At 43.1% G+C, this 25,568-nt stretch carries 31 protein-coding genes; 25 read left to right on the forward strand and 6 right to left on the reverse strand.

The features are described 5' to 3' along the window. Positions 1–91 precede the first annotated feature (91 nt). The 21 genes from L1271_RS09585 (at position 92) to L1271_RS09680 (ending at position 15,984) form a co-directional block, all read left to right on the forward strand. Positions 92–529 (forward strand): head completion/stabilization protein, encoded by a 438-nt coding sequence (locus L1271_RS09585; protein WP_235367695.1) that lies wholly within the window; start codon positions 92–94, stop codon positions 527–529. After that, complete coding sequence (locus L1271_RS09590) at positions 526–999, forward strand: phage tail protein (protein WP_235367696.1); 474 nt, start codon at positions 526–528, stop codon at positions 997–999. Before L1271_RS09585 ends, L1271_RS09590 begins: the two co-directional genes overlap by 4 nt. Further along, on the forward strand, positions 992–1,624 hold the full coding sequence (locus L1271_RS09595) for a phage virion morphogenesis protein (RefSeq protein ID WP_235367697.1): 633 nt from the start codon (positions 992–994) through the stop codon (positions 1,622–1,624). The genes L1271_RS09590 and L1271_RS09595 overlap by 8 nt, the downstream gene beginning before the upstream one ends. A gap of 18 nt (positions 1,625–1,642) precedes the next feature. Then, positions 1,643–2,743 (forward strand): DUF2586 domain-containing protein, encoded by a 1,101-nt coding sequence (locus L1271_RS09600; RefSeq protein ID WP_235367698.1) that lies wholly within the window; start codon positions 1,643–1,645, stop codon positions 2,741–2,743. 9 nt (positions 2,744–2,752) lie between these two features. Next, positions 2,753–3,202: a phage protein gene (locus L1271_RS09605; protein ID WP_039497824.1), complete on the forward strand. Its 450-nt coding sequence runs from the start codon at positions 2,753–2,755 to the stop codon at positions 3,200–3,202. Continuing rightward, on the forward strand, positions 3,202–3,837 hold the full coding sequence (locus tag L1271_RS09610) for a hypothetical protein (RefSeq protein WP_235367699.1): 636 nt from the start codon (positions 3,202–3,204) through the stop codon (positions 3,835–3,837). The genes L1271_RS09605 and L1271_RS09610 overlap by 1 nt, the downstream gene beginning before the upstream one ends. After that, positions 3,818–4,111, forward strand: coding sequence for a putative phage tail assembly chaperone (locus L1271_RS09615; RefSeq protein WP_235367700.1), 294 nt, complete (start codon positions 3,818–3,820; stop codon positions 4,109–4,111). The genes L1271_RS09610 and L1271_RS09615 overlap by 20 nt, the downstream gene beginning before the upstream one ends. Before the next feature lie 23 nt (positions 4,112–4,134). Then, the gene (locus L1271_RS24925; RefSeq protein WP_371378761.1) at positions 4,135–4,281 is read left to right on the forward strand and encodes a DUF6890 family protein; all 147 of its coding nucleotides are present in this window, start codon (positions 4,135–4,137) and stop codon (positions 4,279–4,281) included. Continuing rightward, positions 4,282–6,612, forward strand: a complete 2,331-nt coding sequence (locus tag L1271_RS09620; RefSeq protein ID WP_235367702.1) for a phage tail tape measure protein — start codon at positions 4,282–4,284, stop codon at positions 6,610–6,612. Continuing rightward, positions 6,609–6,923, forward strand: a complete 315-nt coding sequence (locus L1271_RS09625; protein ID WP_235367704.1) for a DUF2590 family protein — start codon at positions 6,609–6,611, stop codon at positions 6,921–6,923. Before L1271_RS09620 ends, L1271_RS09625 begins: the two co-directional genes overlap by 4 nt. Continuing rightward, positions 6,913–8,052, forward strand: a complete 1,140-nt coding sequence (locus L1271_RS09630; RefSeq protein ID WP_235367705.1) for a baseplate J/gp47 family protein — start codon at positions 6,913–6,915, stop codon at positions 8,050–8,052. Before L1271_RS09625 ends, L1271_RS09630 begins: the two co-directional genes overlap by 11 nt. Beyond that, a complete protein-coding gene (locus L1271_RS09635) occupies positions 8,045–8,551 on the forward strand; it encodes a phage tail protein (protein ID WP_235367707.1) in 507 nt (168 codons plus the stop codon). The genes L1271_RS09630 and L1271_RS09635 overlap by 8 nt, the downstream gene beginning before the upstream one ends. Continuing rightward, positions 8,548–11,130: a phage tail-collar fiber domain-containing protein gene (locus L1271_RS09640; protein ID WP_235367709.1), complete on the forward strand. Its 2,583-nt coding sequence runs from the start codon at positions 8,548–8,550 to the stop codon at positions 11,128–11,130. The genes L1271_RS09635 and L1271_RS09640 overlap by 4 nt, the downstream gene beginning before the upstream one ends. A gap of 1 nt (position 11,131) precedes the next feature. After that, positions 11,132–11,524: a hypothetical protein gene (locus tag L1271_RS09645; protein ID WP_235367710.1), complete on the forward strand. Its 393-nt coding sequence runs from the start codon at positions 11,132–11,134 to the stop codon at positions 11,522–11,524. A 92-nt stretch (positions 11,525–11,616) separates the two neighbouring features. After that, the gene (locus L1271_RS09650; RefSeq protein ID WP_235367711.1) at positions 11,617–12,033 is read left to right on the forward strand and encodes a hypothetical protein; all 417 of its coding nucleotides are present in this window, start codon (positions 11,617–11,619) and stop codon (positions 12,031–12,033) included. Further along, positions 12,011–12,376, forward strand: a complete 366-nt coding sequence (locus tag L1271_RS09655) for a DUF1353 domain-containing protein (protein WP_235367712.1) — start codon at positions 12,011–12,013, stop codon at positions 12,374–12,376. The genes L1271_RS09650 and L1271_RS09655 overlap by 23 nt, the downstream gene beginning before the upstream one ends. Beyond that, the gene (locus L1271_RS09660) at positions 12,354–13,016 is read left to right on the forward strand and encodes a hypothetical protein (RefSeq protein ID WP_235367713.1); all 663 of its coding nucleotides are present in this window, start codon (positions 12,354–12,356) and stop codon (positions 13,014–13,016) included. The genes L1271_RS09655 and L1271_RS09660 overlap by 23 nt, the downstream gene beginning before the upstream one ends. Continuing rightward, positions 13,013–13,495 (forward strand): baseplate complex protein, encoded by a 483-nt coding sequence (locus tag L1271_RS09665; protein WP_235367714.1) that lies wholly within the window; start codon positions 13,013–13,015, stop codon positions 13,493–13,495. Before L1271_RS09660 ends, L1271_RS09665 begins: the two co-directional genes overlap by 4 nt. Continuing rightward, complete coding sequence (locus L1271_RS09670) at positions 13,492–14,184, forward strand: hypothetical protein (protein WP_235367715.1); 693 nt, start codon at positions 13,492–13,494, stop codon at positions 14,182–14,184. Before L1271_RS09665 ends, L1271_RS09670 begins: the two co-directional genes overlap by 4 nt. Next, positions 14,151–15,101, forward strand: a complete 951-nt coding sequence (locus L1271_RS09675; RefSeq protein WP_235367717.1) for a hypothetical protein — start codon at positions 14,151–14,153, stop codon at positions 15,099–15,101. Before L1271_RS09670 ends, L1271_RS09675 begins: the two co-directional genes overlap by 34 nt. Positions 15,102–15,219: 118 nt before the next feature. Then, positions 15,220–15,984, forward strand: coding sequence for a class II glutamine amidotransferase (locus tag L1271_RS09680; protein WP_010605063.1), 765 nt, complete (start codon positions 15,220–15,222; stop codon positions 15,982–15,984). A 64-nt stretch (positions 15,985–16,048) separates the two neighbouring features. On the opposite strand, the gene L1271_RS09685 is transcribed toward L1271_RS09680, so the two are convergent. From L1271_RS09685 to purM, 3 genes are read right to left on the reverse strand one after another with little or no spacing between them, the layout of a single operon-like run. Then, positions 16,049–16,744, reverse strand: a complete 696-nt coding sequence (locus L1271_RS09685) for a DUF3108 domain-containing protein (RefSeq protein ID WP_235367718.1) — start codon at positions 16,742–16,744, stop codon at positions 16,049–16,051. A 13-nt stretch (positions 16,745–16,757) separates the two neighbouring features. After that, positions 16,758–17,408, reverse strand: coding sequence for a phosphoribosylglycinamide formyltransferase (gene purN, locus L1271_RS09690; RefSeq protein ID WP_017219541.1), 651 nt, complete (start codon positions 17,406–17,408; stop codon positions 16,758–16,760). Further along, positions 17,408–18,460 (reverse strand): phosphoribosylformylglycinamidine cyclo-ligase, encoded by a 1,053-nt coding sequence (purM, locus tag L1271_RS09695; RefSeq protein ID WP_102056995.1) that lies wholly within the window; start codon positions 18,458–18,460, stop codon positions 17,408–17,410. Before purM ends, purN begins: the two co-directional genes overlap by 1 nt. Before the next feature lie 385 nt (positions 18,461–18,845). Here purM and L1271_RS09700 point away from each other — a divergent pair, with 385 nt between their 5' ends. Together L1271_RS09700 and L1271_RS09705 are read left to right on the forward strand one after the other, a co-directional pair. Further along, on the forward strand, positions 18,846–19,088 hold the full coding sequence (locus L1271_RS09700) for a YdcH family protein (protein ID WP_010373888.1): 243 nt from the start codon (positions 18,846–18,848) through the stop codon (positions 19,086–19,088). Positions 19,089–19,340: 252 nt separating this feature from the next. Further along, positions 19,341–20,843: a putative bifunctional diguanylate cyclase/phosphodiesterase gene (locus tag L1271_RS09705; RefSeq protein ID WP_233525162.1), complete on the forward strand. Its 1,503-nt coding sequence runs from the start codon at positions 19,341–19,343 to the stop codon at positions 20,841–20,843. A 61-nt stretch (positions 20,844–20,904) separates the two neighbouring features. On the opposite strand, the gene L1271_RS09710 is transcribed toward L1271_RS09705, so the two are convergent. Then, on the reverse strand, positions 20,905–21,876 hold the full coding sequence (locus L1271_RS09710) for a LysR substrate-binding domain-containing protein (protein ID WP_010605058.1): 972 nt from the start codon (positions 21,874–21,876) through the stop codon (positions 20,905–20,907). A gap of 155 nt (positions 21,877–22,031) precedes the next feature. Here L1271_RS09710 and L1271_RS09715 point away from each other — a divergent pair, with 155 nt between their 5' ends. Continuing rightward, positions 22,032–23,012, forward strand: a complete 981-nt coding sequence (locus L1271_RS09715; RefSeq protein WP_233525161.1) for a zinc-binding dehydrogenase — start codon at positions 22,032–22,034, stop codon at positions 23,010–23,012. A 322-nt stretch (positions 23,013–23,334) separates the two neighbouring features. Continuing rightward, the gene (locus L1271_RS09720; protein ID WP_010373895.1) at positions 23,335–23,922 is read left to right on the forward strand and encodes an MlaC/ttg2D family ABC transporter substrate-binding protein; all 588 of its coding nucleotides are present in this window, start codon (positions 23,335–23,337) and stop codon (positions 23,920–23,922) included. Between the two features lie 79 nt (positions 23,923–24,001). On the opposite strand, the gene L1271_RS09725 is transcribed toward L1271_RS09720, so the two are convergent. Further along, on the reverse strand, positions 24,002–24,982 hold the full coding sequence (locus L1271_RS09725) for a 2-hydroxyacid dehydrogenase (RefSeq protein ID WP_102056993.1): 981 nt from the start codon (positions 24,980–24,982) through the stop codon (positions 24,002–24,004). Further along, positions 24,948–25,463, reverse strand: coding sequence for a glutathione peroxidase (locus L1271_RS09730; RefSeq protein ID WP_010373899.1), 516 nt, complete (start codon positions 25,461–25,463; stop codon positions 24,948–24,950). The genes L1271_RS09725 and L1271_RS09730 overlap by 35 nt, the downstream gene beginning before the upstream one ends. Positions 25,464–25,568 lie beyond the last annotated feature (105 nt).

Here is a 25,568-nt window from a genome sequence, read left to right on the forward strand (position 1 = left end):
ACGCCAGTGGGCAACTTAGCGTAACCAGTTAACAGTATTTGATTGGCTGCTTACGTCTAAGTGGCGCCCACGCAAATTTACGGGGGTGGTGATGAACTTAAGCGGTATGCCACAGGCAGATTTACAAAGCGTCAATGTTGAAGTGCCAGGTAATGGCTATTACCCAGCATTAAGTACAGCACACTTTATTGAACATTATGCAGTTGCCAATGAGTACGCAAACAAAAGCGATTTACTCGTTGAGAAACTTAAACGCGCACAAACTGATATTAACCAAGAGCTTGAAGATGTGCAGCTTACTAATGGCGAGCCATTGAACGCGCAACAAGTGATTTTTTATCACGATGCAGTGTACAGCAAAGCCAAAGCAAATTTACTGGTATCAAAGCTTGGTAGTACGCATCGGGATAACGCCACAGCACAAAGCCAATCAGCCCTTGATAACCATGAGCATTGGCAACGTGAAAGCATCAACGCACTGCGTTTATTGCAGGCGCTCAGCCCCAACTTATCGGTGGAACTGTTATGAGCCAAAGCAAAATAGCTAAACTTAAGCAGCACTTAGTGAGTGCGGTATACCAAGGCCACAAACTAGCGCTAGAAACGCAATTTGATTGTTGGATTGAAGGCGGGCGAATTGAGCCAAGCAGTAAAACAGTCAATGGCAACGGTTTATTAGCTGCACGATTTTATTACTCAGGGGTTATTAGCATAAACCCCTGTGCTGCACCGGCTGCATTGATATGTGCGTTTGCATCGTTTTGGTTGCAAAACAATGGCGGTAAGTATGACAGCACTGACATTGAATTTAGCGCTGACGTTAACGATGACAACAGCAACGAAGTTGAGCTAACGATAGAGCAGCTTTGTGAGGATATTGAGCTTATTCAAACCGACAATGGCCCGTTTGAATTAAATGGTAAGCGTTATGACTTTGGTGAGCAAAGCCTGTGGATAGCGGAAGCATTCACGTTGCATGGTGAAGTAAGCCGTGCTTAACGTCAAATTTGACGAAGGCCAAAGCAAAGAGCAGTTAGCGTTTTTACAGCTCAAGCCAAATAAACGACGTAACTTGTTACGGGGTGCGATAAGAGCCGCGAACCGCAATAGTAAAGGGCGAATAACCCAACAAAAAGATTTAACAGGTAAAGCGTGGAAGGGCCGAGCTAACGGTCGCAAGAAAAAAATGCTTACCAAGCTAAAGCGTCGAATGAAAGTTCGCTACGGACCAAATAACGCCAGCGTTTATTTTAAAGATACACGTACTGGCAAAATAGCCAGAGCGCAGCAAGAGGGAATAAGCATTACTGCGCAAGCGCCAAAAGACAATGGTGAGCAGCGCAAGGACGGTTTGGCAACGCGCAACCAAGCAAGAGCATTAATTGCCGCCGGTTACAAAATACCACGCGGAAAAGGCAAAGGCACAAAGCGCGCAAGTATTGTGTGGATCACAGAGCATTTAAGTAAGACCCAAGCAGGTTTTTTGCTCCGAGAGTTAAAGGGCAGCTCAGGTAAGAGCGAATGGCAAATTGACTTGCCGGCCCGCTCCTTTTTAGGTCAAACACAGGCCGAAGAAAAAGAGCAACTGAATTTTATATTAAACAAAGCTATGCAAGTAGCGTAGCGCAAATAAGGAACGACCATGGCACAAGGAAAAGTATCCGTTGCCGCCATTCAAACTGGTAGTGGCGCTACGAAAGAAGTGGAACGCACGGCTCTGTTTATCGGACAAGCATCTGCAAACATTGGCAACATTTTACCCATCAATGCTCAAAGTGATTTCGATGATTTATTCGGTGGTGATGACTCACCATTAAAAACGCAAATTGCTGCCTGGCAGCGTAACGGTGATGATCTAGTGAGTGGGTATGCAATTCCTCACGGTGCTGGCGATGATGCTATGGCGTTAATTGATAAAGCAATGGACCAAGACGTGAGTCCTGAAATCATTGTGATCTGTACGCCAGTCACAGGCAAAGCTGAAATCGAGAGCTATCAAGCTAAGGCATTAGAGATCTTATCAAGTTTGGCTAGGCGAGTTAGATTTCTAATTGCTGCACCAGGTTTATCTGATGGTCAAAACTGGTCGGATTTAGTTACGGCGTTACAGCCGTTAACAGACGGTATCGTTGGCGATAGAGTGGCCGTTGTTCCTCTGCTATTCGGTGATGAGCTGGGCGCTGTAACTGGTAGATTATGTAAGCGAGCAGTGACGATTGCCGACAGCCCTATGCGAGTACTAACTGGTGCAATGTCACTTATGCCATTGCCGGAAGATGCCGCGGGTAATCCACTAACTAACGCAACTACATCTGCACTGGATGCGCTTCGCTTTAGCTGTACGCAATTTTATCCAGATTTTGACGGCGTATATTTTGGCGACGTTAACATGCTAGATGCTGAAGGTGGTGATTTTCAGCAAATCGAAACAGGCCGCATTGTTGATAAAGCCGCACGCGCCGTGCGCATCATTGCAATTCAGCAGATTAAAAACCGCCGACTAAACAACAGCACAACAGGCATTGAATTTGGCAAACGCACACTGGGTAAGCCACTTCGTGATATGAGCAAGTCAGTAAACATTGGTGCAGATAAGTTCCCTGGTTTAATCGACACGCCGAAAGACGACAGTATCAATCTAACGTTTATGGACGAGAAAACCTTAGAAGTTGTGCTGAAGGTAAAACCGATTGACTCCCCGAGCACCATTATCGTTGGAATTATGTTAGACCGAGAAGTGTAAGGAGCGCACATGCAAAAGGTATTAGGTGGTAAGGACTTTGATATCTTCATTGGTAATTCAATGGTCCATGTTATGGAAGCCACGGTAAAAATCACGGATGGCCGAAAGGTTAAAAAGGTTCGCGGTATACCAAAAGGCTTTATTGATGGTGATGTTGAAGGTGAAGTCACGTTAAAACTTGACCATGAGAACTGGTTGATATTGCAAGCTCAAGCGGAAAAAGCTGGTAGCTGGAAAGCGATTGAACCTTTCGACGTTGCGTTTAACGCTGAAGTCGCTGCGGGTAAAAAGAACGTTGAGGCGTTCGGGTGTTTACCGCAACTAGAAGAGATTTTAAACATTAAGGCCGATGGTGGTGAAGAAGACACCACGACGATCAAATGTCCAATCACAAGCCCTGATTTTGTGAAAATCAACGGTGTGCCTTATCTAACTGACGATGAAGTAAGGGATCTGTGATGACAAAAGCCATTCGACACTTAAACCCAGATATGGTGATAAACACTATGCGTGCATGTGGCCATCATGTATTTGAGGGAGAATTAAACCTCAATATCATCGGTGTTCGCCACAGTAATACACGAGCAAATACATTTAATGATGCGATCTGTGTGCTGTATCAACAAGGTGGAGAATGGCAACTAAAGCAGTATAAAGCAACAACTGATGCGGGACTTTACTGGCGCAAACATCCAATGAATGTAGACGGTACAGCCGTGCTTATCGCTGGGCAACACCTAAGTCTTTGGACGCTTGGCTATCACCAAGGCAAGTACCGCGCACTTGTACAACATAAACCAGTAGTTGTCTTACGGGATAACAACCAGGACGACGAGTTGGACACCAATACCACGCCTCATGCAGAACTACAGCAAGGCTACTTTGGCATTAATTGTCATCGAGCGAGTGCAACAACGACCTCGACCCAAGTGGATAAGTGGTCTGCGGGCTGTCAAGTAATTGCAAATCCGAATGACTTTGACGAGTTTATTGAGCTTTGCGAGTTATCAGCTCAAAAATGGGGCCCATATTTTAGTTATACACTGCTAGACCAAGCAGATTTAAAAGAGAGTAATGACAATGTCACTAGCTAAAACAATCATCATCGAGACAGACACTACAGAGTTCAAGTTTAATGTTGATACTCCTGCATACAACAAGTACATCAATGCATTAACTCCAATCAATAAAATTCAGCCGGCGACGAATTTTTTGATGTCTACTGTTGATGAATCACAAGCAAGAGCACTGAAAGATCTGCTACAGCAACCAGCGGCGGCATTGCATATGGCAAGTGCGATTGTGGAAGATTTTCAACCGGAGTTTAATTTTACCGTAAAAAAATCGAAGAGCGCGCCAAGCAAATAAAGACAAACCGAATTGATCAGTTACTGGCATACCATGCTCGATACTTTGGGGCTATGCCAGTAACGGATGAGAGCTTAGCCCAAGCGCTCTTTCTCGAGATCCAGCAAAATGAATTGTTAGCCACTGCCGTAAATAACGGCATATGTATGGCGTTAAATGGCGATGATTAAATGAGCTCACTCAGTAAATTAGACAAACTGATGTATTCAATAGGTGTGGTAGACAAAGTCACTGGGCCTGTGAATAAAATCATGGCTAAGATTAATCAGATGAGTGAGCAAACTGCTGCTGCGAAAGATCAGATGACGGGTGGGTTAATGAGTGCCGCTGGCGGCGCGATGATGCTTGTCGGTTCTCTCAATCCTGCGATAGATGCACAGGCCGCGCTCGGTGAAGTCAGTTCACTTAATGTAAGTAATGAGGCGTTAACTCAACTCAATAATACTGCCATGAATTTTGTAAGTAACTATGGCGGTAATTCAGCGGAAGTGATCCGCAGCTCCTACGATATCCAATCTGCAATAGCAGGGCTTAATGGTAAAGAGTTGTCACAGTTTACCAACTCATCAGCTATTCTCGCCAAAGGCACAAAGTCAGATGCCGCTACTACAACAGATTATTTCGGCACTATGTATGGTATTTACCAAGATACTGCAAAAGAGGTTGGTAAGTCTGAGTGGATACAAATGCTCACAGGTCAAACTGCTGCAAGTGTGCGTATGTTCAAAACCACTGGTAGTGAAATGGCGGGTGCGTTCTCAAGCCTTGGTGCTAGCGCAAACTCGCACGGTATTGAAATGAATGAATCAATGGCGGTGCTAGGCCAGCTGCAAGCAACAATGTCAGGGTCTGAAGCGGGTACAAAATATAAAGCATTTTTAACAGGAGTGGGGGCCGCACAGCAAAAACTCGGCATTCAGTTGACAGATTCTCAAGGCAAGTTGTTACCAATGGTACAAGTGATTGAGCGTCTAAAAGGACGGTTTGGGGAGATAGATACCGTAGCTAAGACAGATGCGTTAAAGAATGCATTTGGCAGTGATGAAGCCGTTGCAATGTTACAGCTTCTTATCCCTCAAACAGAGCAATTAGAATCCAATATCAATCAACTCGCTCAAATTAAAGGCATGGATGTTGCCATTGAAATGGCTAATTCAATGAGCAGTTCTTGGGACCGTTTTGGCGGGTCAATGAATGCAGCAATGACTAGCCTCGGACAAGCAGTTTTACCAATTATTGAACCTATCGTCGATGGACTATCTGCCATATTGAGAGGCGTTGTTTGGTTAACTCAAACGTTTCCAACCCTAACCGGGATCATTGCTGCAGGTGTTGTGGCTTTTACTGCTTATGTCGTTGTCATGGGAGCATTTAATGCCGTGATGGGGCTGTATCGTATGACCATGCTATCTAGTATTGCGTTAACAAAAGCACACTTACTCATTACTAAACTTTGGCAAGCTGCACTGGTCGCTACACGTATCGCAGGGTTGATAGCCTTGGTTGCAAGTTTAGGCGCAGCCACTGTTGCTATGGGAGCATTAAATGCAGTAATGGTGGCAGGAAAGTTCGCTGCACTCTTATTTAGTGCGGCACTTTGGACCAACCCGATCACATGGATAGTAGCTGGAGTCGTGGCACTTATTGCAGCAATCGGTGCGCTTATCTATTACTGGGATGATTTAGTTGCCGCATTTAAAGACACAGCATGGGGGCAGATGTTGATGAGTGTCTTTGACAGTGTTAAATCGTCTTTTAATGCCTTGGCAGATAGCGTTGGTTGGATACTAGAAAAGCTAGGTCTGATTGATGATACCGAAGCAAAATTAAAAGTTGAACATACAAGTCAACCATTGCCAGAGCAACTCTATAAGGCAAACAGTGACCAAATGATGATAGCGCAGCGGGAGCTTGGTCAAACGGCGATTACTCATCAGATCAGCAAAGCTGAATCAACCGTTGTACTTGGGCAGCTACAAAACACAATGTCAGGCGCTAATGCGGGTAGCAGCTACAGATCGTTTATAGAAAGTTTGCCATACGCTCAACAAAAGTTAGGTATTCAACTAAACAGTGACAAAAGCATCGCACTTCCTATCGTTACCATTCTAGAGAGGCTACAAGAGAAATATGGTGAGATTGACTCGGCCAAAGAATACAGCGAGTTAACACAAGCGTTCGGTAGCGATGGCGCCATAGTAATAAAAAATCTAATGCCGCAAATGGACAAGCTTAGAAATAATTTAGATCAAAATATTACCAACTCAGCAATCAATAGCGCATTAGAAATAGAGAGACAAAAAAGCGAGCTTCAGCAACAAAATAACAGCTACAAAGTGAAAACGCATAGGTCTGAGTTTTTACAAAGCTTAAGCAAGAACACAACAAACAACCAAGCAGTATCGACTGATAACTCGAAGCGCGTGATGATTGACTCTCTCACCATAAAGTCAGACAACGTGAAGAGAGATTTTGATGAGCTAATGGAGTTAGCTGGATGATACGTATAGACCTCAATATTGTTGATGGAGATATTCAGCTAGATAGCCTATTCAACCCGTCACAAATCAATGATCGTGATGTGGTTGCACAGGATATTAAGCACCGGATTATTGAAAGTAAAAAACTCCCTTTGCTAATTGGCCTTAGGAACAAAGACCACATTGCAAAAGTGCTCACTGAAATTGAACTAATTGTTGAACAAGATGATCGTTTAGTTCCTGGCACAATAAAAATCACACAATTGACTACAGGCCTTATCAATGTAGAGGCAGATACTCGGGATTACGGAAGGATTGATAATGGATTATAAAGCACTTTTTGAAAAGGAGATGCGAGCTGCCGGTATGTCAGTCTCCGTAGAAGATTTTTCAGCGCAGTTTGATGAGCACCTAAAAAGTGCGGGGTTTGTTGTAAATAACCAAAGTCCATACAGCCCATTTTTTAGATTACAAAAAGCGTTAGTTGCAGAGCCTGCCGCCCAACTGGTCAAACAGATGACTACTCATGTAATGCCAAACAGCTTTGTTATGTTGGCTCAAGCTGAGTGGTTAGACATTCAAGGGAATGCTCGTGATATTAAGAGACTCACGGCTGTGACTGCTAGAGGGCAGCTAAAAATAAGCCGTTTAGACGCATCACAAGAAATAGAGATCCCAGCGGGGACTATTGTAGAAAGCATTCCGCTTAATGGAAAAGTATACCGCCTCGTTACAGAGAGCGATTGTGTCTTAGCAATAGGCCAATCAACTGCCTCACTGACTGCTGTCGCTGAATCTCATGGTCATGAATACAATTTAAGTGCTGGCTATTATGTTCGTATCGATGGCGAATATGATGGTGTAAATATCACAAATGACGACGACTGGTTGATCACAGCCGGGCAGTACGTAGAGAGTGATGAGAACTATCGATTGCGAATAAAAGCGGCATTCTCACACCTAGGTAAATACCATGTGGATGACGTATACAAGAATATTATCGCAACAGCAGGCGGGATCCCCATGGACAATATCGCACTTGAAAAAGGCGCGCCACGAGGTCCAGGCACTGCAAACGCGTATGTTTATTTAACAGTAGGAACAATCAGCCAAGCGATTATAGACAGTATTAATAACCATATTGCTGCTGGTAATCATGGCTTGGCCGATGACATGAAAGTGTTTGCAATGCCAACTCAGTCATTTGATATGACAGTCACCTATGAGGCGAGCCGAGATATTAGCAGTGACATCAGTGTTTTTATCCGCTCTGTCTTTCGTGAGAACGCAGCTTACTCACCGACTAGAGTCATGCCAAATACCGCATTTAGTTTTAGCTTATTGGCGGCAGAATTACACAACGCATTTCCTGAGTTAACACGAGTATCGTTTAATCAAACCAACTTAAGCACAGGGTTTTGGTTACCAAAGTTAAATGAACTGGTGGTGCAGCATGGCTAACCTACCAAGTTGGATATATGGCGATGATGCTAAGAGGCTAGCAAAGGCCACTGAGGACTTTTGGAACGAGCTCAATTCACAACTGCTATGGTGGAATACAATTCAACACAGCACAGACGCCAGCGAAAAAATATTAGATCTGCTTGCATGGGAAAGAGGTGTTAGCCGGCTATCGGATGAGCCACTGAGCATGTACGCAAAGCGAGTGCAATTAGCTCACGTAAATGCGGTTGATGCTGGCAGTGCAGCAGGGCTTGAAAGAATTTTCAGGCGTCTTGGAATATTAGCAGAAGTCAACGAAAGGGTAAGCGGATTTGACTGGGACCAAGTACAAGTCTCAATGCTAGAAAAGAATTTCGCAGGGAGAGAGCGAATGATACTAGAGCTGATAGCGAGTTATGGCAAGACATGCAGGCGGTACGTGTTAAATGCAATGACGGCAATCACAACAGCAGAAGTATGTGGCTTGGTGTTGTACAACAAGGAGGTAGTTGGGTGAGCCAATTAAAAATTACAAACGAAGGCATTGCATATAAAAATGATGTGTTTGCAGGAACAGAAACCCTCAATATAACCAAGATGGTTTTTGCTCATGTACCAGGATTAAATGCAGATTCGCCGATTTTAAGCGATAGTGTGCCGGCAAACATTGTACATAACCAACCTATTGATCGAGTCAGCAGCTTAGACGGTGATGCAGTCGTGATATCAAGCGTGCTTGGCTACGACGTTGGCGACTTCACTTTTAACTGGTTTGGTGCACTCGCCCGAAAAGCTAATGGCACTGAAGTGCTGATTGCGGTTGTACATACAAACGAGCAAACCAAAACGCGTACAGATGGAGCTAATACCGGTGACTATAGTGTTAAGTCAATAATTTGGAGAAGCCAGCAACTAGCTGGGGATCTGAATGTAACTTTACCTACGTTACCTTGGCAGGTCAGCGATGGGGTGTTTGCGACAGCACAAGATTTGTCAGCGCTAACAGAGAAGTTAAACCGTCGCACCCACGGTAGAAATATAGCTGTTGATTTGTCAGACCAAGTGCAGTTAACAGGTTATCGAAAAAGCGTTATCGCATTATGTAAACTGGTTAATACGACCAGCACTTACGAGTCATGGAATATTGGCACGTTAACATTTAGTCGAGTTAACGGGATTGTACCCAACATCATTTCACAAGTTGCTGTTAGCAGAAAGTATAGTACAGACCGATTGAGAGGCTGCCTACAAACTAATGGTAGTAAATTCACCCCTCGCTTATGTACATTCAAACTTAATGGAGTGCGGTATGGTGGAGTTGAGTTCTACCATTCAGCTGCACATCACGATTTTGTGACATACAACGGAGCGGGATCATTTGAACCGTTCGGTCTAGATTATTACAATTTACTAAACAACGTTGCGCTCAATCAAGAAGTAGCTGACACCATCAATTTTGAGAGCACGATTGAATTTGACGGTGAAATAGCGTTCAACGGTGCGAGTTTATTAACCGACAAGCGTTTTTGCGATGATGAGGATGTCACTACAGGTGGGCGTACAGACTTAATTGTCACCCCAAAAGCGGCAGCGGCTGGTGATAATAAAGTTAGACAAGAGATGGATATTCATGGGCTGGGCAACAGGGTGAGTCATCAGTCAGAATACTTCGTAACACGAACGTTTGATTTAATCATGAATTCGAGTAGACCTCGCGAATTTCCTGATTTGCCATCGGATGCATCTGATATCTTGGTCTTTGGTACAACCCAAAGAACCAGCTCAAATTCAAATTTGGTTGCACGCTTCTACAAAGATAGCCGCGGCTGGGTAGCGAAGCATATTTATACATATGACCTTTACTCAAATCGGCCTAGCGTTCAAATCATCAATGGAAAGCCGCATTTTGTATGCTTTCATGAGTCGAACTATATATATAGCTTTTATTGTCAAATTGCTCTTCAAAATACTGGTAGTGCTAAACCGTTTGACTTTTTCGAAAACACATACACCACATACAACAAGCCATCACCGTCTGAAATAGGGGCTATCTCAGATATTGGTAGATACGTTGACGGCGTTGATGTAAATGATTTAACCGAACGCTCTGAATGCGTTTTAGCGTTGAATAATGTGCAAAACCTGCCATCAGAATCGCCGTACATAGTGGAAGTAATTGTAGTCAAAACCCAGAACAGCAGCGAACAGCGAATTGTACAAAAAGCCCATCTTTATCATGGCGAACCTAAATCATATATTCGTTATCGAGTTGGAGAGGGCCAATGGTCTGAATGGGATTTAGTACTCACTACAAAAAACCCGCCGAGTAAAGCGCTGCTCGCTCTAGACAAGGTGCAAAATATCAATGCGTTTGATTATATGCCACTGCACTCAGAGCGAGATTTTAAAGATGGCACGTTGATAAAAACCAGCATCAATTATGCGGTGGCTAGCGGTGCTGCGTGGATGTTGGAGATTAAAGGAAATGGGTACGGTGGTTCGCCAATCAACGTAATAGCGCAAGGGTACATCTACAGCAAAACGATGCTGAACTGCAGGGGGATTGCGACAGGTGCAAGATTGCATGGTCTCGTTGTATTAAATGTCGATAGCAAAATGTGTTTTTGGTTCCCAAGGCAGAGTTACTGGCAGGGAGTCGATGTGTATTGTAAGGACGTAACGGGCGACGGTCGGCTGACTAATAAAGTTGAATCTATCACTGATGCACCAAAACCTTCAGGGACTAAAGAAGTCACTGTGGCAATGGATTACGTCTACAGCACCCACAACATCAAACCGGTGCTGATGCAAGAACATCGCAATACAGAAACAGCCCAAGCCCTTGCACCTCACGAAAAGCGATATCTCACAACCGAGGGTCCATACACCCTACCGCCAACAGTAGGTATGTCGTATGGGACAACAATAGCCCTCAATAAATGTCATGGCATTTGGCCTGTTATTAAAACGGCTGATGTGGATATCAAGCTAAGCAAGCGTCACGGCCAAGCAGTGCAAACGGGTAGTGAATTCATGTACAAAGCGAATCGCGAAATTTTAGTCGTGTTCAACGGCGAGTATTGGGAGGTGCAGTAGTATGATGTTAGTAAGTGATAACGTCCAACCGCGGCTGATTGATTTGTTAACAGCCCAATATCAAAATGATAATTCAAACTCCTCAGGTTCATACAACGCGGTCATGTTGCCAGAGGGGTACAACGAGGATTACATACTCCTGGAGTACAACCATTTGCAGGGGGTTTTGAATGGGTTTGACAGTACTAACTTGCATCTTGTGTCTCTGATTAGAGATGGGGTAGATGTGATAAAAACGTTTGAAGAAAATAGAGGGGGAGCAACCCCTGCAACCGCAGATTTAGTAAAACAACTACTCCCACTGCATTTTGACGAGTCGATTAAAATCATCTGTAAGCGTCATTACGCAGATTCGTTAGCGTACGCATCGTACAGCGTTTGGAGGACTGAATAGTGGTTATCAAATACGAAACGCTGGACCATACCCCCCTAAGCGAGCCAGTTGCTCCATGTTATAAATTAACCATCGGCAACAGTGGTGAGATAATGTCTAGAGTGTTATTTAGCCCAGAGGTTCAAAATGAACTACCGTTGATTACACTGGGTAACATTACCCTGCAAAGTGAAAACGGTGAAAACGTAAAAAAAATAGGTAGAATTTGGTGGGTGCAGAAAGGCACACCACTCATCGTAACTGCTACAGCTGACGGACTACCAAACGGCGGGCTCATGGTGATGGTTGAGCGCGTAGTAAATGCGAGCCAACCAATTGAAGACCTACGGTTTATTGCGACTATCAAAGATGGTGTGGTGACGTTGCCATTACAGTTTGATACCAGCGGTAATTATCTCATTACTGCCAAGAGACTTAATGAGGGTTTGGCTCGCATCGAAAACGCGCCGTTCAGATTGAATTTTGAAACGATGGAGTTTGACGTTTATGTCCCAGTTGCCACAGCCTAAGCTGGAGTTTATTGGGGGTGGCAAAGCTCGCGTGCTTGAGCCAATTAAACACAAATATGGAGAGGTGGCCGCTGGGATCGTAACGGATGGGTTCAGTATTCCTAGGTGGCTATGGTGGTTTCACAATCCATTTGGAGATGGGCTACTAGCTGCAATCATTCATGATGATGAGCTTAGAAAGCGCAACCCACAAGCACATAGGTATTTTCGAGAATACCTTGAGCTTGGTGGTGTGAGTAAATTCAAAGCTCACATTATGTATTTTTTTGTGCTCGGGTATCAAAAAGTAAAATACCCTAATGCTTTTAAGGATATCCTCAATGGACAGGGCAGCGTTAAATAGACGGATAAAAACACTCCATAAGTTAAGCCATTACAGCTATCAAACATCACGAACTATGACCAGTGCAGCAGGGGCCGCTGAACTTGCGGAAGCTGTACAAGATGAATCCAGAATTGATAGCCCTAACAGTTGGGATGGTTTACTGCTCTATAGTTCTGGACAAACCGAAAAAGCTCTAAAAAGTAAGCTGGAGAACTTTAATCAATCATGTCCAATTGCTGATTTTATTCACACGGCAGCTTATGCAGAGAGCTTAACTACTGTGGAGCAAGATAAGTTTACAATCACAAACGGGCAAAGTTTGGATTGGCAAACGTTAACTACAACATCATTAAAACCTTTGAGTTTACAATGGCTCAATGATTCAAAAAGGCTCATAAATGATGAGGGGACAACCCTTATTACATCCATTGACAATGCGATGACAGAAACCGAAAAACTAAAAGCAGAGCGAAATCATAGGCTAAATCCTAGCGAAGTACACATTGCAACGAGACTTAATGCTGAGCTGATTAGAGCTTCAAGCAGAAGCTCTCTTGCACAAGCTATAACTCGATTTGGCAATAATGACGAACACTGGGTTTTTGTGTTACTCATCGGTAATTTTGAAAGCCTAAGCATAGTGAAAGACGCAATATGATCAGTATAGATGGATGGCGTGTGCCAGGTTATGAGACCAAGGTAAGCGCGGCAGTAAAAATTAAGGGTGATGATGCATCGGGATTCGGCTCGTTTGCGTTGTCACTTGACCAAGGTATTAAGGCTGCGGTGCTTACTGTGAAAACAAAAATACCATTCGCTGAAGAACAAGAGCTAGAAGCTTTGATCAGTAAGGCAAAGGCACTCGATGAAAATGGCGCGCGTCGAACCTATACCATCAATAGCCCTATTTCAGCAGCATATAAAATCCGCCGCGCCAAATTTGATGGCGATGTAAAAGCAACTGAAGATGAAGACGTGAGGGCGTGGCTCGTGTCTTTTAACCTGCTCGAAGTGAGATCGGTATCGGAGCGCCAGCAACAGCAATTAGACTCAAAAGGGCAGCGACACGCTGCGGCGCAGTCAACGACAGGACATGAAAAAATATTGGCTCAATTTAGTGAGGTTGAAGGGCCTTGAAATTAAATGAGCAACTAACAATTGGGGGAGTGCCAGTAACAACAATCGAAAAAAAGCTAGTGCAACTGGATATAGGTTCTACAGGCAGGGCGAGCTTTCAAGTTGTTTGTGACTTTGAACCAGCTGGACTTGTTGAACTGCATATAGGATATGAATTAGAGGCGTTGGAGCCATACTTTTTAGGTGTGATTGAATCAAAGTTATATTTAAACGGCTTGTGGCACTTGACATGTAGAGAGCTAATTGGCGCACTAAGCTTTAAAATACCTATGGCAATTAGACATGCAACGATTGAAAAGGTATTGGCAGAGCTATCACAAGGACAACTAGAATTTGTTATACCAAATGTACAATATTCAAAAGCCGTCGTACCAGCATTCCACCATGCAGGAACAGGCATTGAAGCGCTACGCCAAATTGGTGCAGTTTGGCAAATACCTCATTACATAGTTCAGCAGCGACCTGATGGGAAAATCTACGTTGGCAGTTGGGAGCATTCCAAGTGGGCCACCTCTGAGGTTAGTGAGTTCCCTGAACACGCAATTAAAACGATAAACAGCGAGGTGTTAGCAATACCAAAGTTAAGACCTGGCATAAAAATCAATGGCCGATACATCACGGAAGTGACACTAAAAGATGACAGGATGCAATTAAGATGGTCAAACAAGCTATTAAACGGCTCATACTAAGGTATTTTCCTGAGCTCGGTGAGCGAAAACATTTACCACAGCTGGCAAAATTTGTTGCTATATATGATTTGCCTACAGATACCCCAAAAGCTAGCACTCCGTACCGGCCATACAAAGCAGCAGATATACAGCTCATAAACCCACAAACTCTTGAGCCGACTGACGCACCGGTATTTCAACAAGTGACACTAGCAATTGGACAGCCAAATAATGCAGGTGTCATCTCACACCCCAAGCCCGGCATGCTTTGTCTACTGCAATATATTGATGGGCTCAATAGTCTACCTGTGATCACTGCAATTTTACCGTGGCAAAGCTTAGTGCCTAACTCTAAACACACAGACGTATCTCTTTTACAAAGTACTACCAGCAGCATCCAAGGCCGGGATGAAAGCTGGCATATGAAAACGGATAGAGATATCAGTCAATGTAGTGACACAAGCACCGTTATGGCGAGGTCAAGAAATGAGGCCTACCATGAGCGCACGTGCAACATAGAGAGTCATGACACAACAAAGATAGATGGCAACCAAATAAATGAGGTGATGGGTGCCCTGAAAACAATTGTGGGTGAAAAGGCATTACTAACCGCCCTCGAAGGCGTATTGATTGGCAGTAAAAAACAAATTGAAATAAAAGCACATGATGATATGCAGTTGCAAAGCTTGCGGACGCTTTATGCAAAAGCTGCTGACCTTGCAAAAGTAGAGGGGGCGACTGTATGGGTTGGTAACAACTCAGTTAATGCGATAAGAATTATTTTAGAACTAATTGAAGTTGTCGCAAAGACTAACGAAAAAATAGCGACTCATAAGCACGAAATGACAAAACCGCCACCAATTAACGCCGCTGAGTTTACAGGTTTTAAAAGCAAAGCTGATGCGTTACATGGTAAGCTTAACCCGATAACTAAGTAGGTTTTTTGCCTATTTTAATGAGATTTTGAAAACCAAACTGTGACCAAAACTGTGACCAAAGTGGATTTTAAATAGAGTTTTGTTTTTAAATTATTGATTTTTAAGAGGTGTTTAATTTGTGTGTGAGCTTTTGGGGATGTCGGCGAACGTACCGACAGATATTTGTTTTAGCTTTTCTGGTTTGTTGGAGCGCGGTGGCAATACGGGTCCTCATAAAGATGGCTGGGGTATCACCTTTTACGAGGGGAAAGGATGTAGAACCTTTAAAGATCCAGAGCCTAGCTGTCAGTCTGAAATTGCTAAACTAGTCAAAGCATATCCGATTAAAAGCGTGTCTGTAATAAGCCATATTCGACAGGGAAATAGGGGACGAACTTGTCTTGAAAATACCCACCCATTCACTCGAGAATTATGGGGTCGGGAGATCACGTACGCCCACAATGGCCAGCTTTCGGACTATAAAGACTTAAAAACTGATTTCTACCGACCAGTTGGGAATACAGACAGTGAACTTGCTTTTTGTTGGATTTTGGACAAAGTACGAGAAAAATACCCAAGTCGTCCGTCAAACATGGTCTCAGTTTTCAGGTATATCGCAAAGCTAGCGCACACATTGAGAGACAAAGGGGTATTCAACATGTTGATAACCGATGGTATTTATGTGTTGGCGTATTGCACCAATAATCTACATTGGATAACCCGTAGAGCCCCATTTGGTAAGGCTACCTTAATTGATGCGGATATGGTGGTGGATTTTCAAAAGGAAACCACACCAGATGATGTTGTCACTGTTATTGCGACTCGACCGCTGACCAACGATGAACAGTGGCAGAAACTTGAGCCCGGCGAGTTTGCTTTATTCAAATTAGGTGAGAAGGTGTAGTTCTGAGTTTTTGTAAGCAAAGGCGGCCTAGTTGAGCCGCCTTGATGAATTAACGATGTAGCTATCAACTCTCTGATTTGGGTTGGTAGGTTTTAAGCTCTATCTGAAACTGCTCCATACCATCTTTACCTTTGTACATTTTAACCAGCATATGATCATAACTTGGTGCAAACCAAGCAATGGCTTGACGATCGCTATCATCATAAACGCGTTTAACTTTGATGGTTTTGACGTTGCCAAAAGGTAGAGTGATCATTTCCTCGCCAGCCACCTCAAAATCATAGCTTCGCTGGTCGCCTTTTTTGTCTATGATAGGATAGCTAAACTTGGTCTTTCCCGCCTTTAAATCCTCTCGCAGCTGTACTTGATAACTAATTAAATCTTGCTGATTCTCAAGCCACTTCACTTTCAGTGGATACTTTTCTTCACTGGAGGTAATTGCTTGGTTTTGATGATCAAACTTAATTTTGTAGCTTTTATCTGGACCAGTCCCTTCACGGGTCATACTGTAATGTAGTGGGCTGACGGTATGTTCAGCGACTTTAAACAATGATTCTTCAGTTCTTACATCTGAAAAAATCATCCATTCGATATCGCTTTTGTAACGTACAGCGTATGTTGCATCCGCTATTTTTGTGAGGTCTCGCGTGGCATTACCATGAACCTTACCTTTGCGTGAAACTTGGTATTCGGCGTGATATTCAGTGAGAGAGTTCGCAAATGTCGAAGTGGAAAGTAGAGCGCTAATACCAATTAGCACAGCGCTCCATTTTTTATTTTTCTGGGTACGGCGCACCTTGAACTGGTAAGGTTTTGTTATCAAAAACAGCATAGTCTGCTTCCATTGTTAGTCTTTGTTCGCTGAACCATTTGACCACCAAAGGATAAAGAATGTGTTCTTGCTTATGCACACGTTGCGCCAGTGACTCTGCCGTATCATCTGGAAGAACAGCGACCTTGGCCTGACAGACCACAGGACCACCATCTAACTCTTCTGTGACAAAGTGAACGCTAGCACCATGTTCTGCATCGTTTGCATCGATTGCTCTTTGGTGGGTGTTCAGCCCTTGATACTTAGGCAACAAAGAAGGATGAATGTTCAACATTTTTCCTCTAAATTTTTGCACCAAGTTTGGAGTTAGAATACGCATAAATCCAGCTAATACAACCAAATCTGGTGTAAAGCTATCAATTAGTTGACCAAGCGCAACGTCATACTCTTCACGAGATGCGTATTGCTTATGGTCTAAAACAGAAGTCGCTATACCAGCCTCTTGCGCTCTGGTTAGGCCGTATGCGTCCGCTTTATTACTAACAACGGCTGCAATTTCACCTTGAATATAGCCAGACTTGCAAGCATCAATGATTGCTTGCAAATTTGAACCACTACCAGAGATCAGAACAACAAGGCGAGTGGGTGCCATTACTCGGCACCACCTAAGATCTCAACTTGCTCTTCACCAGCCTGAGCGTCTTGAATTTCACCGATGTGCCAAGCGTTTTCGCCTTGTGCTTTCAGGATTTCAAGGCTTTGTTCAAGCTTGTCAGCAGGAACAACTAAGATCATGCCAACACCACAGTTGAATGTGCGGTACATTTCGTGCGTTGCAATGTTACCGTTTTCTTGTAACCAGTTGAAGATTGCAGGCCATTGCCAGCTATCTCCTTTAATCACCGCTTTTGCTGACTCAGGTAGCACACGAGGGATGTTTTCCCAAAAACCACCGCCAGTGATATGAGAAAGTGCGTGAACATCAACTTCTTTTAATAGCGCTAAGATTTGCTTCACGTAGATACGCGTTGGTTCTAGCAGGTGCTCGCCTAGAGTTTTGCCTTCGAACTCTGCGTTAGTATCTGCGCCAGATACTTCTAGTACTTTACGGATTAGAGAGTAGCCGTTTGAGTGCGGACCGCTTGAACCTAGTGCAATTAGCTGATTGCCAGCCGCAACTTTAGTTCCATCAATGATTTTAGACTTTTCTACCACGCCAGTACAAAAGCCAGCCATATCGTAGTCATCGCCTTCGTACATGCCTGGCATTTCAGCCGTTTCACCACCGATAAGCGCACAACCAGAAAGCTCGCATCCTTTGCCAATACCAGATACTACATCTGCCGCAACATCAACGTCTAACTTGCCTGTAGCATAGTAGTCCAAGAAAAATAGGGGTTCAGCGCCTTGGACAATAAGATCGTTAACACACATAGCAACTAGGTCAATACCTACTGTGTCATGCTTTTTCAAATCGATAGCTAAGCGTAGCTTAGTACCAACACCGTCAGTGCCAGCAACCAAAACAGGCTCTTTATATCCGGTTGGGAGTTCGCATAGTGCACCAAAACCACCAATGCCACCCATTACTTCTGGGCGACGAGTTTTTTTCACTACGCCTTTAATTCTTTCGACCAATGCGTTGCCCGCATCGATGTCAACGCCAGCGTCTTTATAACTAAGAGACTGTTTTTGTTCGCTCACAGGTTTTCCTCAAAAGTTGCTAGATAGATTTGCTTAGAAACGCCGACATTTTACAACAATTGCATCTAGGCGGCTAGCGACTTTGCGAGAAACCCTAAGAATGTGGTCAAAGGTCCTCGATTTTGTATCTCGAGCAGTATAAAGAAACGACAAAAACTTGATTGTTTATAACTGAATGTGATTTGCGTTAGATCAATACTCAAAGAAGGTGGCAGCGTACTATGGAAACAGGCCCAATCAGACAGTAACTTCAAAAAATGTATTCGAAATCACTGTCACTAACGGCGCATTGATTGGGTCTACCCTAAACTCAAATGCATTTTCAGCCTTAATCTGAGATTTATACCCAAACTCAGATTACCTAGCTATTTATGGGAATAAAACGATGAATATTGAACGCCACAGCCTAGCTAAAGAACTGCCAGAGTTTAAAGACAGAATTCATGAATTAAAACTGTCTGATGGACATTTCTCAAAACTTTTTAAAGATTATCATGAAGTAGACAATGAAGTTATTCGAATTGAAGACGGTGTAGAGCACTCAAGTGATGAGTATCTTGAGTCACTGAAGAAAAAGAGACTGTGGTTAAAAGATCAACTTTACCGAATTCTAAAAAGTGCAGACTAACTTTTAATCAAGGCCAACTGGTCTATGTGAGCGGGCTGCCAAGTCCGCTACTAAATTCTCCACCAATTGTTGAATAATTTAGCCTGTCCCGAGCAAGGGCAGATTTATAATCTATACTCTAACCATTGTATTCCATGCACGACGACTCCTTTGATTGCACTTATATTAGTATTAGCTGGCAGCTTTATCATGGGATTAGCTTTTTCACCGGCCTTTAAAATATGTCGATTAACCTCTTCGGTCGGGTGGCGAGTGTTGTTAATTCTTATGGCTCTGTTTGAACTCGGATACTTGAGCTTTGCCTACTTTCTGTACGATCACAATAGCGCTAGTTTCATTGAGCAAGGCTTAAGTTTAATCCTGTTTCTTGGCTCCATTTTTGTTTTTGTGGTGAATTGTCTAAGTCTAACAAGTCTGCAAGAATTAAATGAAATTGCAACGCAGGCCAAATATAACGCTGAACATGATTTTTTAACGGATTTAGAGAATCGCCAGCGCTGCATTGACGCCATTAATGAACGTAAGCATCAGCAGCTCGACTTTAGTGTTATCTTGGTTGATCTGAATAATTTTAAGCAGATCAACGATGCAAAAGGGCACTTCTTTGGTGATAAATTGTTGGTGGAACTTGCACATAAAATGCGTGCAGCACTGCTTCCTCGTAGCAAGTTATATCGCATGGGCGGCGATGAATTCATTATCCTGATGGACGTTACAGACGTAAACTGTATTTACTCTCAAAACAATGCACTACTGAGCGAGTTAAAGTCTGGGATAGAAATTGAGGAGTTGCAACTGGATGTGACCTACAGCGCAGGAGCAAGCTTATGGACTAAATCGCGCCAACTTGATGTGTTTGACCTTTTGAAGCAAGCTGATATCGCCATGTATTCGGCCAAGCATAGCCGTCAAAGCATCGTCATCTTTGATGAAGAGCTTCATGAGGGAATTGAGGCCGAGTTCCAACTTTTAGCTAATCTCAAAGTTGCGCTCGCTCGAGGTGAATTGGCGCTCTATTATCAACCGATAGTGTGTTCTCAAAGTGGTGATATTCATGGAGTAGAAGCGCTATTAAGGTGGCCTCAGCCCGACGGTACAATGATAATGCCAGATCAGTTTATTGAGTTAGCGGAGCGTAATAATCTTATCCGGCAGCTGAGTGCATTTGTGATTAACCGTGTATTCCAAGACCTTGCAATATTGATTGAAATAGATGACAAGTTAGTTGTGCATATCAACCTTTCCTGCCAAGATTTTGCTGAACAGAATCTAATTAATACCCTTGCCATGCTACTGGATACTCACCGAGTAGACCCAACTCATATAGTATTTGAGCTTACAGAAAGCACCGTAATGGAAGAAGTGGAAAAAGCGAGAAGCCTAATTGAAACATTAATAGATATGGGATTTGCAGTGAGTATTGATGACTTCGGCACTGGTTTTTCTTCATTTTCTATTTTAAAAGAGTTACCAATTTCGCAGATCAAAATAGACGGTTCGTTTGTAAGGCTAAGTCATGAAAGTGAAAAAGATCAAGCCATAGTAGAAACCAGTATGTTTTTAGCACGTAAATTGAACTGCAGTATTGTTGCTGAGGGTGTTGAAAGCGATGCTTGTTTGCAGTATTTGTATAGCTTGAATTGTCCGTATATTCAGGGCTTTCAGATATGTGAACCACTTTCGCTAAGCGAATGCGTAAAGTGGATTAATTCCCAGAATATGGTGAAAGGCGCAATGAAAAGGTTAGACGGATGAGGTCTATAACCTCTCTCTGCAAAAAGCTTGATATCCAGATATACGAATAAATTGCTGTCGACTAGAAAGTTAACATCGGCTTAGGTGGGATAAAACCGTACATTTGTTCAAATCCAGGGATCTCTGTTTCCCATATTGGGGTTTCTTCACCGATATATGCACGGAATGCATCAAGAAACAGCCTAGTTCTGACTGGTAAATCACGATGAGGATAGAGCGCATACATCGCAGCAAAATCGACCAGTTTTGTGTTAGTTAAAATCGGTTGTAATTTGCCTTCAGTAATTTCTTTACCGACTAGAAAGGCTGGTGCAACAATATAACAGGTACCAGACAGCACACTTTCCATCAATGTATCTCCGTCGTTGGTTCTGAAGATACTCTTTACAGGCATTTGCTGCTCGATGCCTTGCTCGTCTTGATAGGTGATACTGGTAAACCTTAACGCATCACTGGCGTAGGTTGCTGCAGGTAATTCGCTGAGCTCCTCAAGCGAGTTTGGCGTGCCATGAGTTTTTAAGAACGTCGGGCTTGCTAATATGAGCAATCGATTGCGTGCAATTCTGCGGGCGATAAGTGATGAATCTTTCGGCTCGCCGACACGAAAAGCTAAATCAAAGCCTTCACCCACTAAGTCCACGAGTCTGTCTTCAAGCCTAAGTTCAACCTCAACATGAGGAAAACGTTTTTGAAAGTCATTGATAACAGGTTGTACGTAGCGTCGACCTACCACAGTAGAGCTGGCAATTTTAAGCAAACCTTTAGGCTCGGTGTGATAATTCTGTGCGATGCGCTGAGTGTCGTTTAGTAGCAGCCTTAGCTCTTCTGCTTTTTTTACCATCTCGGAACCTGCAGAGGTGAGCGAAAAGGAACGAGTCGTACGATTCATTAATCTTACACCGAGTTCTTCTTCCAGCTTGGTCATCTGCTTAGAAATGACAGAGCGATCGATATTTCTCAGTTGTGCGGCACTGGCAAAGGAACCACGTTCCACAACGTCTAAAAAGATTAATAATCTGCTGCTAATATCCATAATGCGAGAAAGTTCACTAAGACTGATGCCATTGTGACACTAAACAATTGGAATTGCGAGGGGCATATTTACACTAATAAAGTTGTGGCAACATGCTAACAATGGTTTAATGAATCTAGTCTCACTACTTTATTTTTAACCTAACGCAAAGGCATATGATGAAAGCAGTCCGATTCAATCACACAAATGGACTTACCTTCGAGCAGGGAGAAATTAACTTACCTGAGGCAACCGATGATCAAGTCTTGGTCAAAGTTGAATACGTTGGTTTAAGCTTTATCGATACCAAAGTGGCCAATTGTCCCTGTGAAGAAACACCGAATAGAGTGTTTGGTGTGGATGCTGTGGGTGTTGTGGAAAAAGCATGTAAAACGGGATTTCCAGAACCAGGTACGCGGGTTTTTTGGCATGGAGACATTCGAGAGCAAGGCACGATGAGTGAATTTGCCTTGGTGCCAAGTCACGCACTTACTGTACTACCAGAAAATGTTGATGGTAAGCTCGCCTCAGCGGCAATCGCACCTGCTATGTGTGCATTGATTGCGCTATTTAAGCTTCAACTGAATACAGGTGATACGATTTTAATCGAATCAGCTCATCATCCAGTTGGCCAAATGGCAATACAATTTGCCAAACAGGTGGGGCTTGGGGTGGCGGCATGTTCCGAGTCTAAATATAAAAAGCTGCTTGAAAAGCTAGGTGCAGATCTCGTGTATACCCAGTCTGACTTTGCCGGCTTAGCCGATGCTCTGCAGCTTCATTTTGGCGCAGCAGAGGTGCAAGGCGCACTAGATTTAACAGGTACACATACCCAACAATTGATTGCGCATTTGATATTTTGTGGTCGAGTAAGTTGCTTAGCGGGATTACCTGCTATTGAGCAACACCTCTTAATGAAGAAAGCGCCAAACATAGGCATTGTTTCTTTGTGTGGTAGTTGGCTTTCCAATAGTGTTTGTGCGCAGCAGAGAATGGCATTCATCGGAAATACTCTGGCTGAAAAGCTTGAAAAAAATGAAATTACTTTGCAGCAACTTGAATCAATTTCACCGCAGCATGATGCGATAATTGAAACGCTGAAAAAGCTAGAAAACAACGATAACATCACGTTTTTTGCGGCAGATATGAATCTGTAGCCCCCATCAGTAGCGATAATTTATCCTCTTCACGCAACAATACTGAGCTTGGCAATATTCGCTGGGCTCAGCGTCCAAATAAATTGATACAATTTCTGACATTTTTCATCGCTTGAACACCGTATACTTCCCTCCAGGCCTCGCCATGAAGGGAATACGCCTTTCCTTTACGACTTCATAAATAGTCATTGTCATCGTAAGGCGAAATTTTACATTGCGTTAATTGATGTCGGAGGGGCATCAATTTGGTGCGAATTGATATGTTTATTTGCACTCGTCAAATTGGATAGACTAGTGTCATCAGTTTAATAAGGATTAAACAATGAAAAAGTTACTTGTTATTTTCAGTTTTCTCATCTTCTCAGGTGTCGCGTTTGCGAATGACACACCTTATGAATTAATTAACCAAGTTGGCGATAAGCTATTTGCTGATATAAAAACGGTTAATCAAGATGGCAAAGCAACTGAAACTCAGATGAAGGGCATAGTACGTAGTCGCTTGATGCCACACATCGATGTGAAGTTTGTATCTTTTAAATTGCTTGGTAAACATATTAAAGGGCTAAAAAGAGACGAAGCCATCGAGTTTATTGGTGCGGTTGATAACTATCTTGTATCTACCTACGCTAATGCACTTTTACAGTACAAAGGCCAAGACGTATTGTTTGAAGAGTTACCAGTTTCTGATGGTGCTGATTTTGCGACGGTAAAGGTGGTAATAAGAGAGCAATCAAAACCAGATATAGACATGCATTTTAAGTTTCGTCAAAGCAAAGATGGAGACTGGAAAGTGTATGACATGGTTGCTGAGGGTATTTCTTTATTGAGTGCTAAGCAAAAAGAAATCACGATGAGAATCTCAGAAGTAGGTTTGGCTCAGGTTACGGCTGAATTGAAGAGTAAAGCATAAATCAAATTACTTCCCCCCGACTTTGAAGTAACCAAAAGAGCACATCATGGCTGATATGCTCTTTTTTTGGTTTCTGAAATCAGACTACTTGGTTTGTCAGTGGCCTTTCAAGTCTTGCTGCGTCGAGGTTTTCACAGGTTATTGTTGCAATCTGTTTTAGTGCTTCTTTGGTAAAAAAACCTTGATGTCCAGTAACTAGCACATTGGGGAAGCTAACCAAACGCGAGAAAACATCGTCTTGAATTATTTCTTCACTGTGGTTTTTAAAAAATAGCTCTGACTCTTGCTCATATACATCTAAGCCGAGGTAACCGAGTCGTTTAGACTTAAGCGCGGCGATACAGGCTTTGCTATCTAACAGGGCGCCTCTACTAGTGTTAATAAGCATGACACCCGCTTTCATTTTGGCAAACGCAGCATCATCAATAATATGATGGGTATGTTCATTAAGCGGACAGTGTAGGCTAATAATATCCGATTGCGCCAGTAAGATATCTAGAGAGACCAAGGTATAAGGACCTTCCCCTATGTTTGGGTCATAAACTAGGACATTGGCACCAAAGCCGTTTAAGATACTGACTAAGGCTTGGCCAATTTTGCCACAGCCGATGATACCAACCGTTTTATTGTAAATATTAAAACCGAGTAAGCCGTTGAGATCAAAATTATCTTCTCGAACTCGATTGTAGGCCTTATGTGTCTTGCGGCTGAGCGTTAGCATCAACGCGATACAGTGTTCTGCAACCGCTTCTGGGCTGTAGGCTGGAACACGGACAACCTTTATGTCACGCTGTTTTGCCTGTTGAATATCAACGTTATTGAAACCTGCGCAGCGTAGGGCGATGGTTTTAACGCCATAGTCAGCCAGTTTATCAATCACTTGTGCATTTACAGTATCGTTTACAAATACACAAACCGCGTCATAGTGCTGACACAGCGAAACCGTTTTTTCATTGAGTGACTCACTAATAAAACTTATTTCAAGTTCTGAGTAGGTATTTACGGCTTGCTCAAAAAACGGCACTTCATAGTTTTGCGAACTGAATAGGGCGATTCTCATGATTAATGTGGCTCTCTATCACTGACTTAAGCGTTTCTGGTTTTGTTCTTGGGGCATATCTTGATACTAGCATGCCTTCAGAGTTTATTAGAAACTTGGTAAAATTCCATTTAATTGCGCGGTTTTGCGCGATACCACGGGTGTGAGATTTTAAATAGCTAAATAATGGATGTGCATCAGGTCCGTTGACTTGTGTTTTAGTACAGATCTTAAAGCTTAAATTGAAATGTGTATTGTAAAACTCTTTAAGCATTTCATCTTCAAGTGGTTCATTGCGACCGAACTGATTACAAGGAAAGGCCAATACCTCAAATCCAAAAGGTTTGTATTTGCTGTATAGCTTTTCAAGTGCAGACAGTTGCGGAGCAAAGCTACATTTGCTCGCAATGTTAACGATCAATAGCGGTCTTCCCGCTAAGGACTGTAATGGCAAAACTTGGCCATCAATAAGCTGTGCACTAAAACGATAAATATTCTCCATCCTTTCAGGCTCCGTGTGATTTATTCATGTTATTCGGTATCAAAGCGGTTTTTTCATTTGCTATGACAGAGGTGGTCGGGTATAAAAACTCCATTCTTATTAAGA

The sequence above is a fragment of the Pseudoalteromonas sp. OF5H-5 genome (assembly GCF_021530695.1).
In the GTDB taxonomy this organism is placed as follows: Bacteria; Pseudomonadota; Gammaproteobacteria; order Enterobacterales; family Alteromonadaceae; genus Pseudoalteromonas.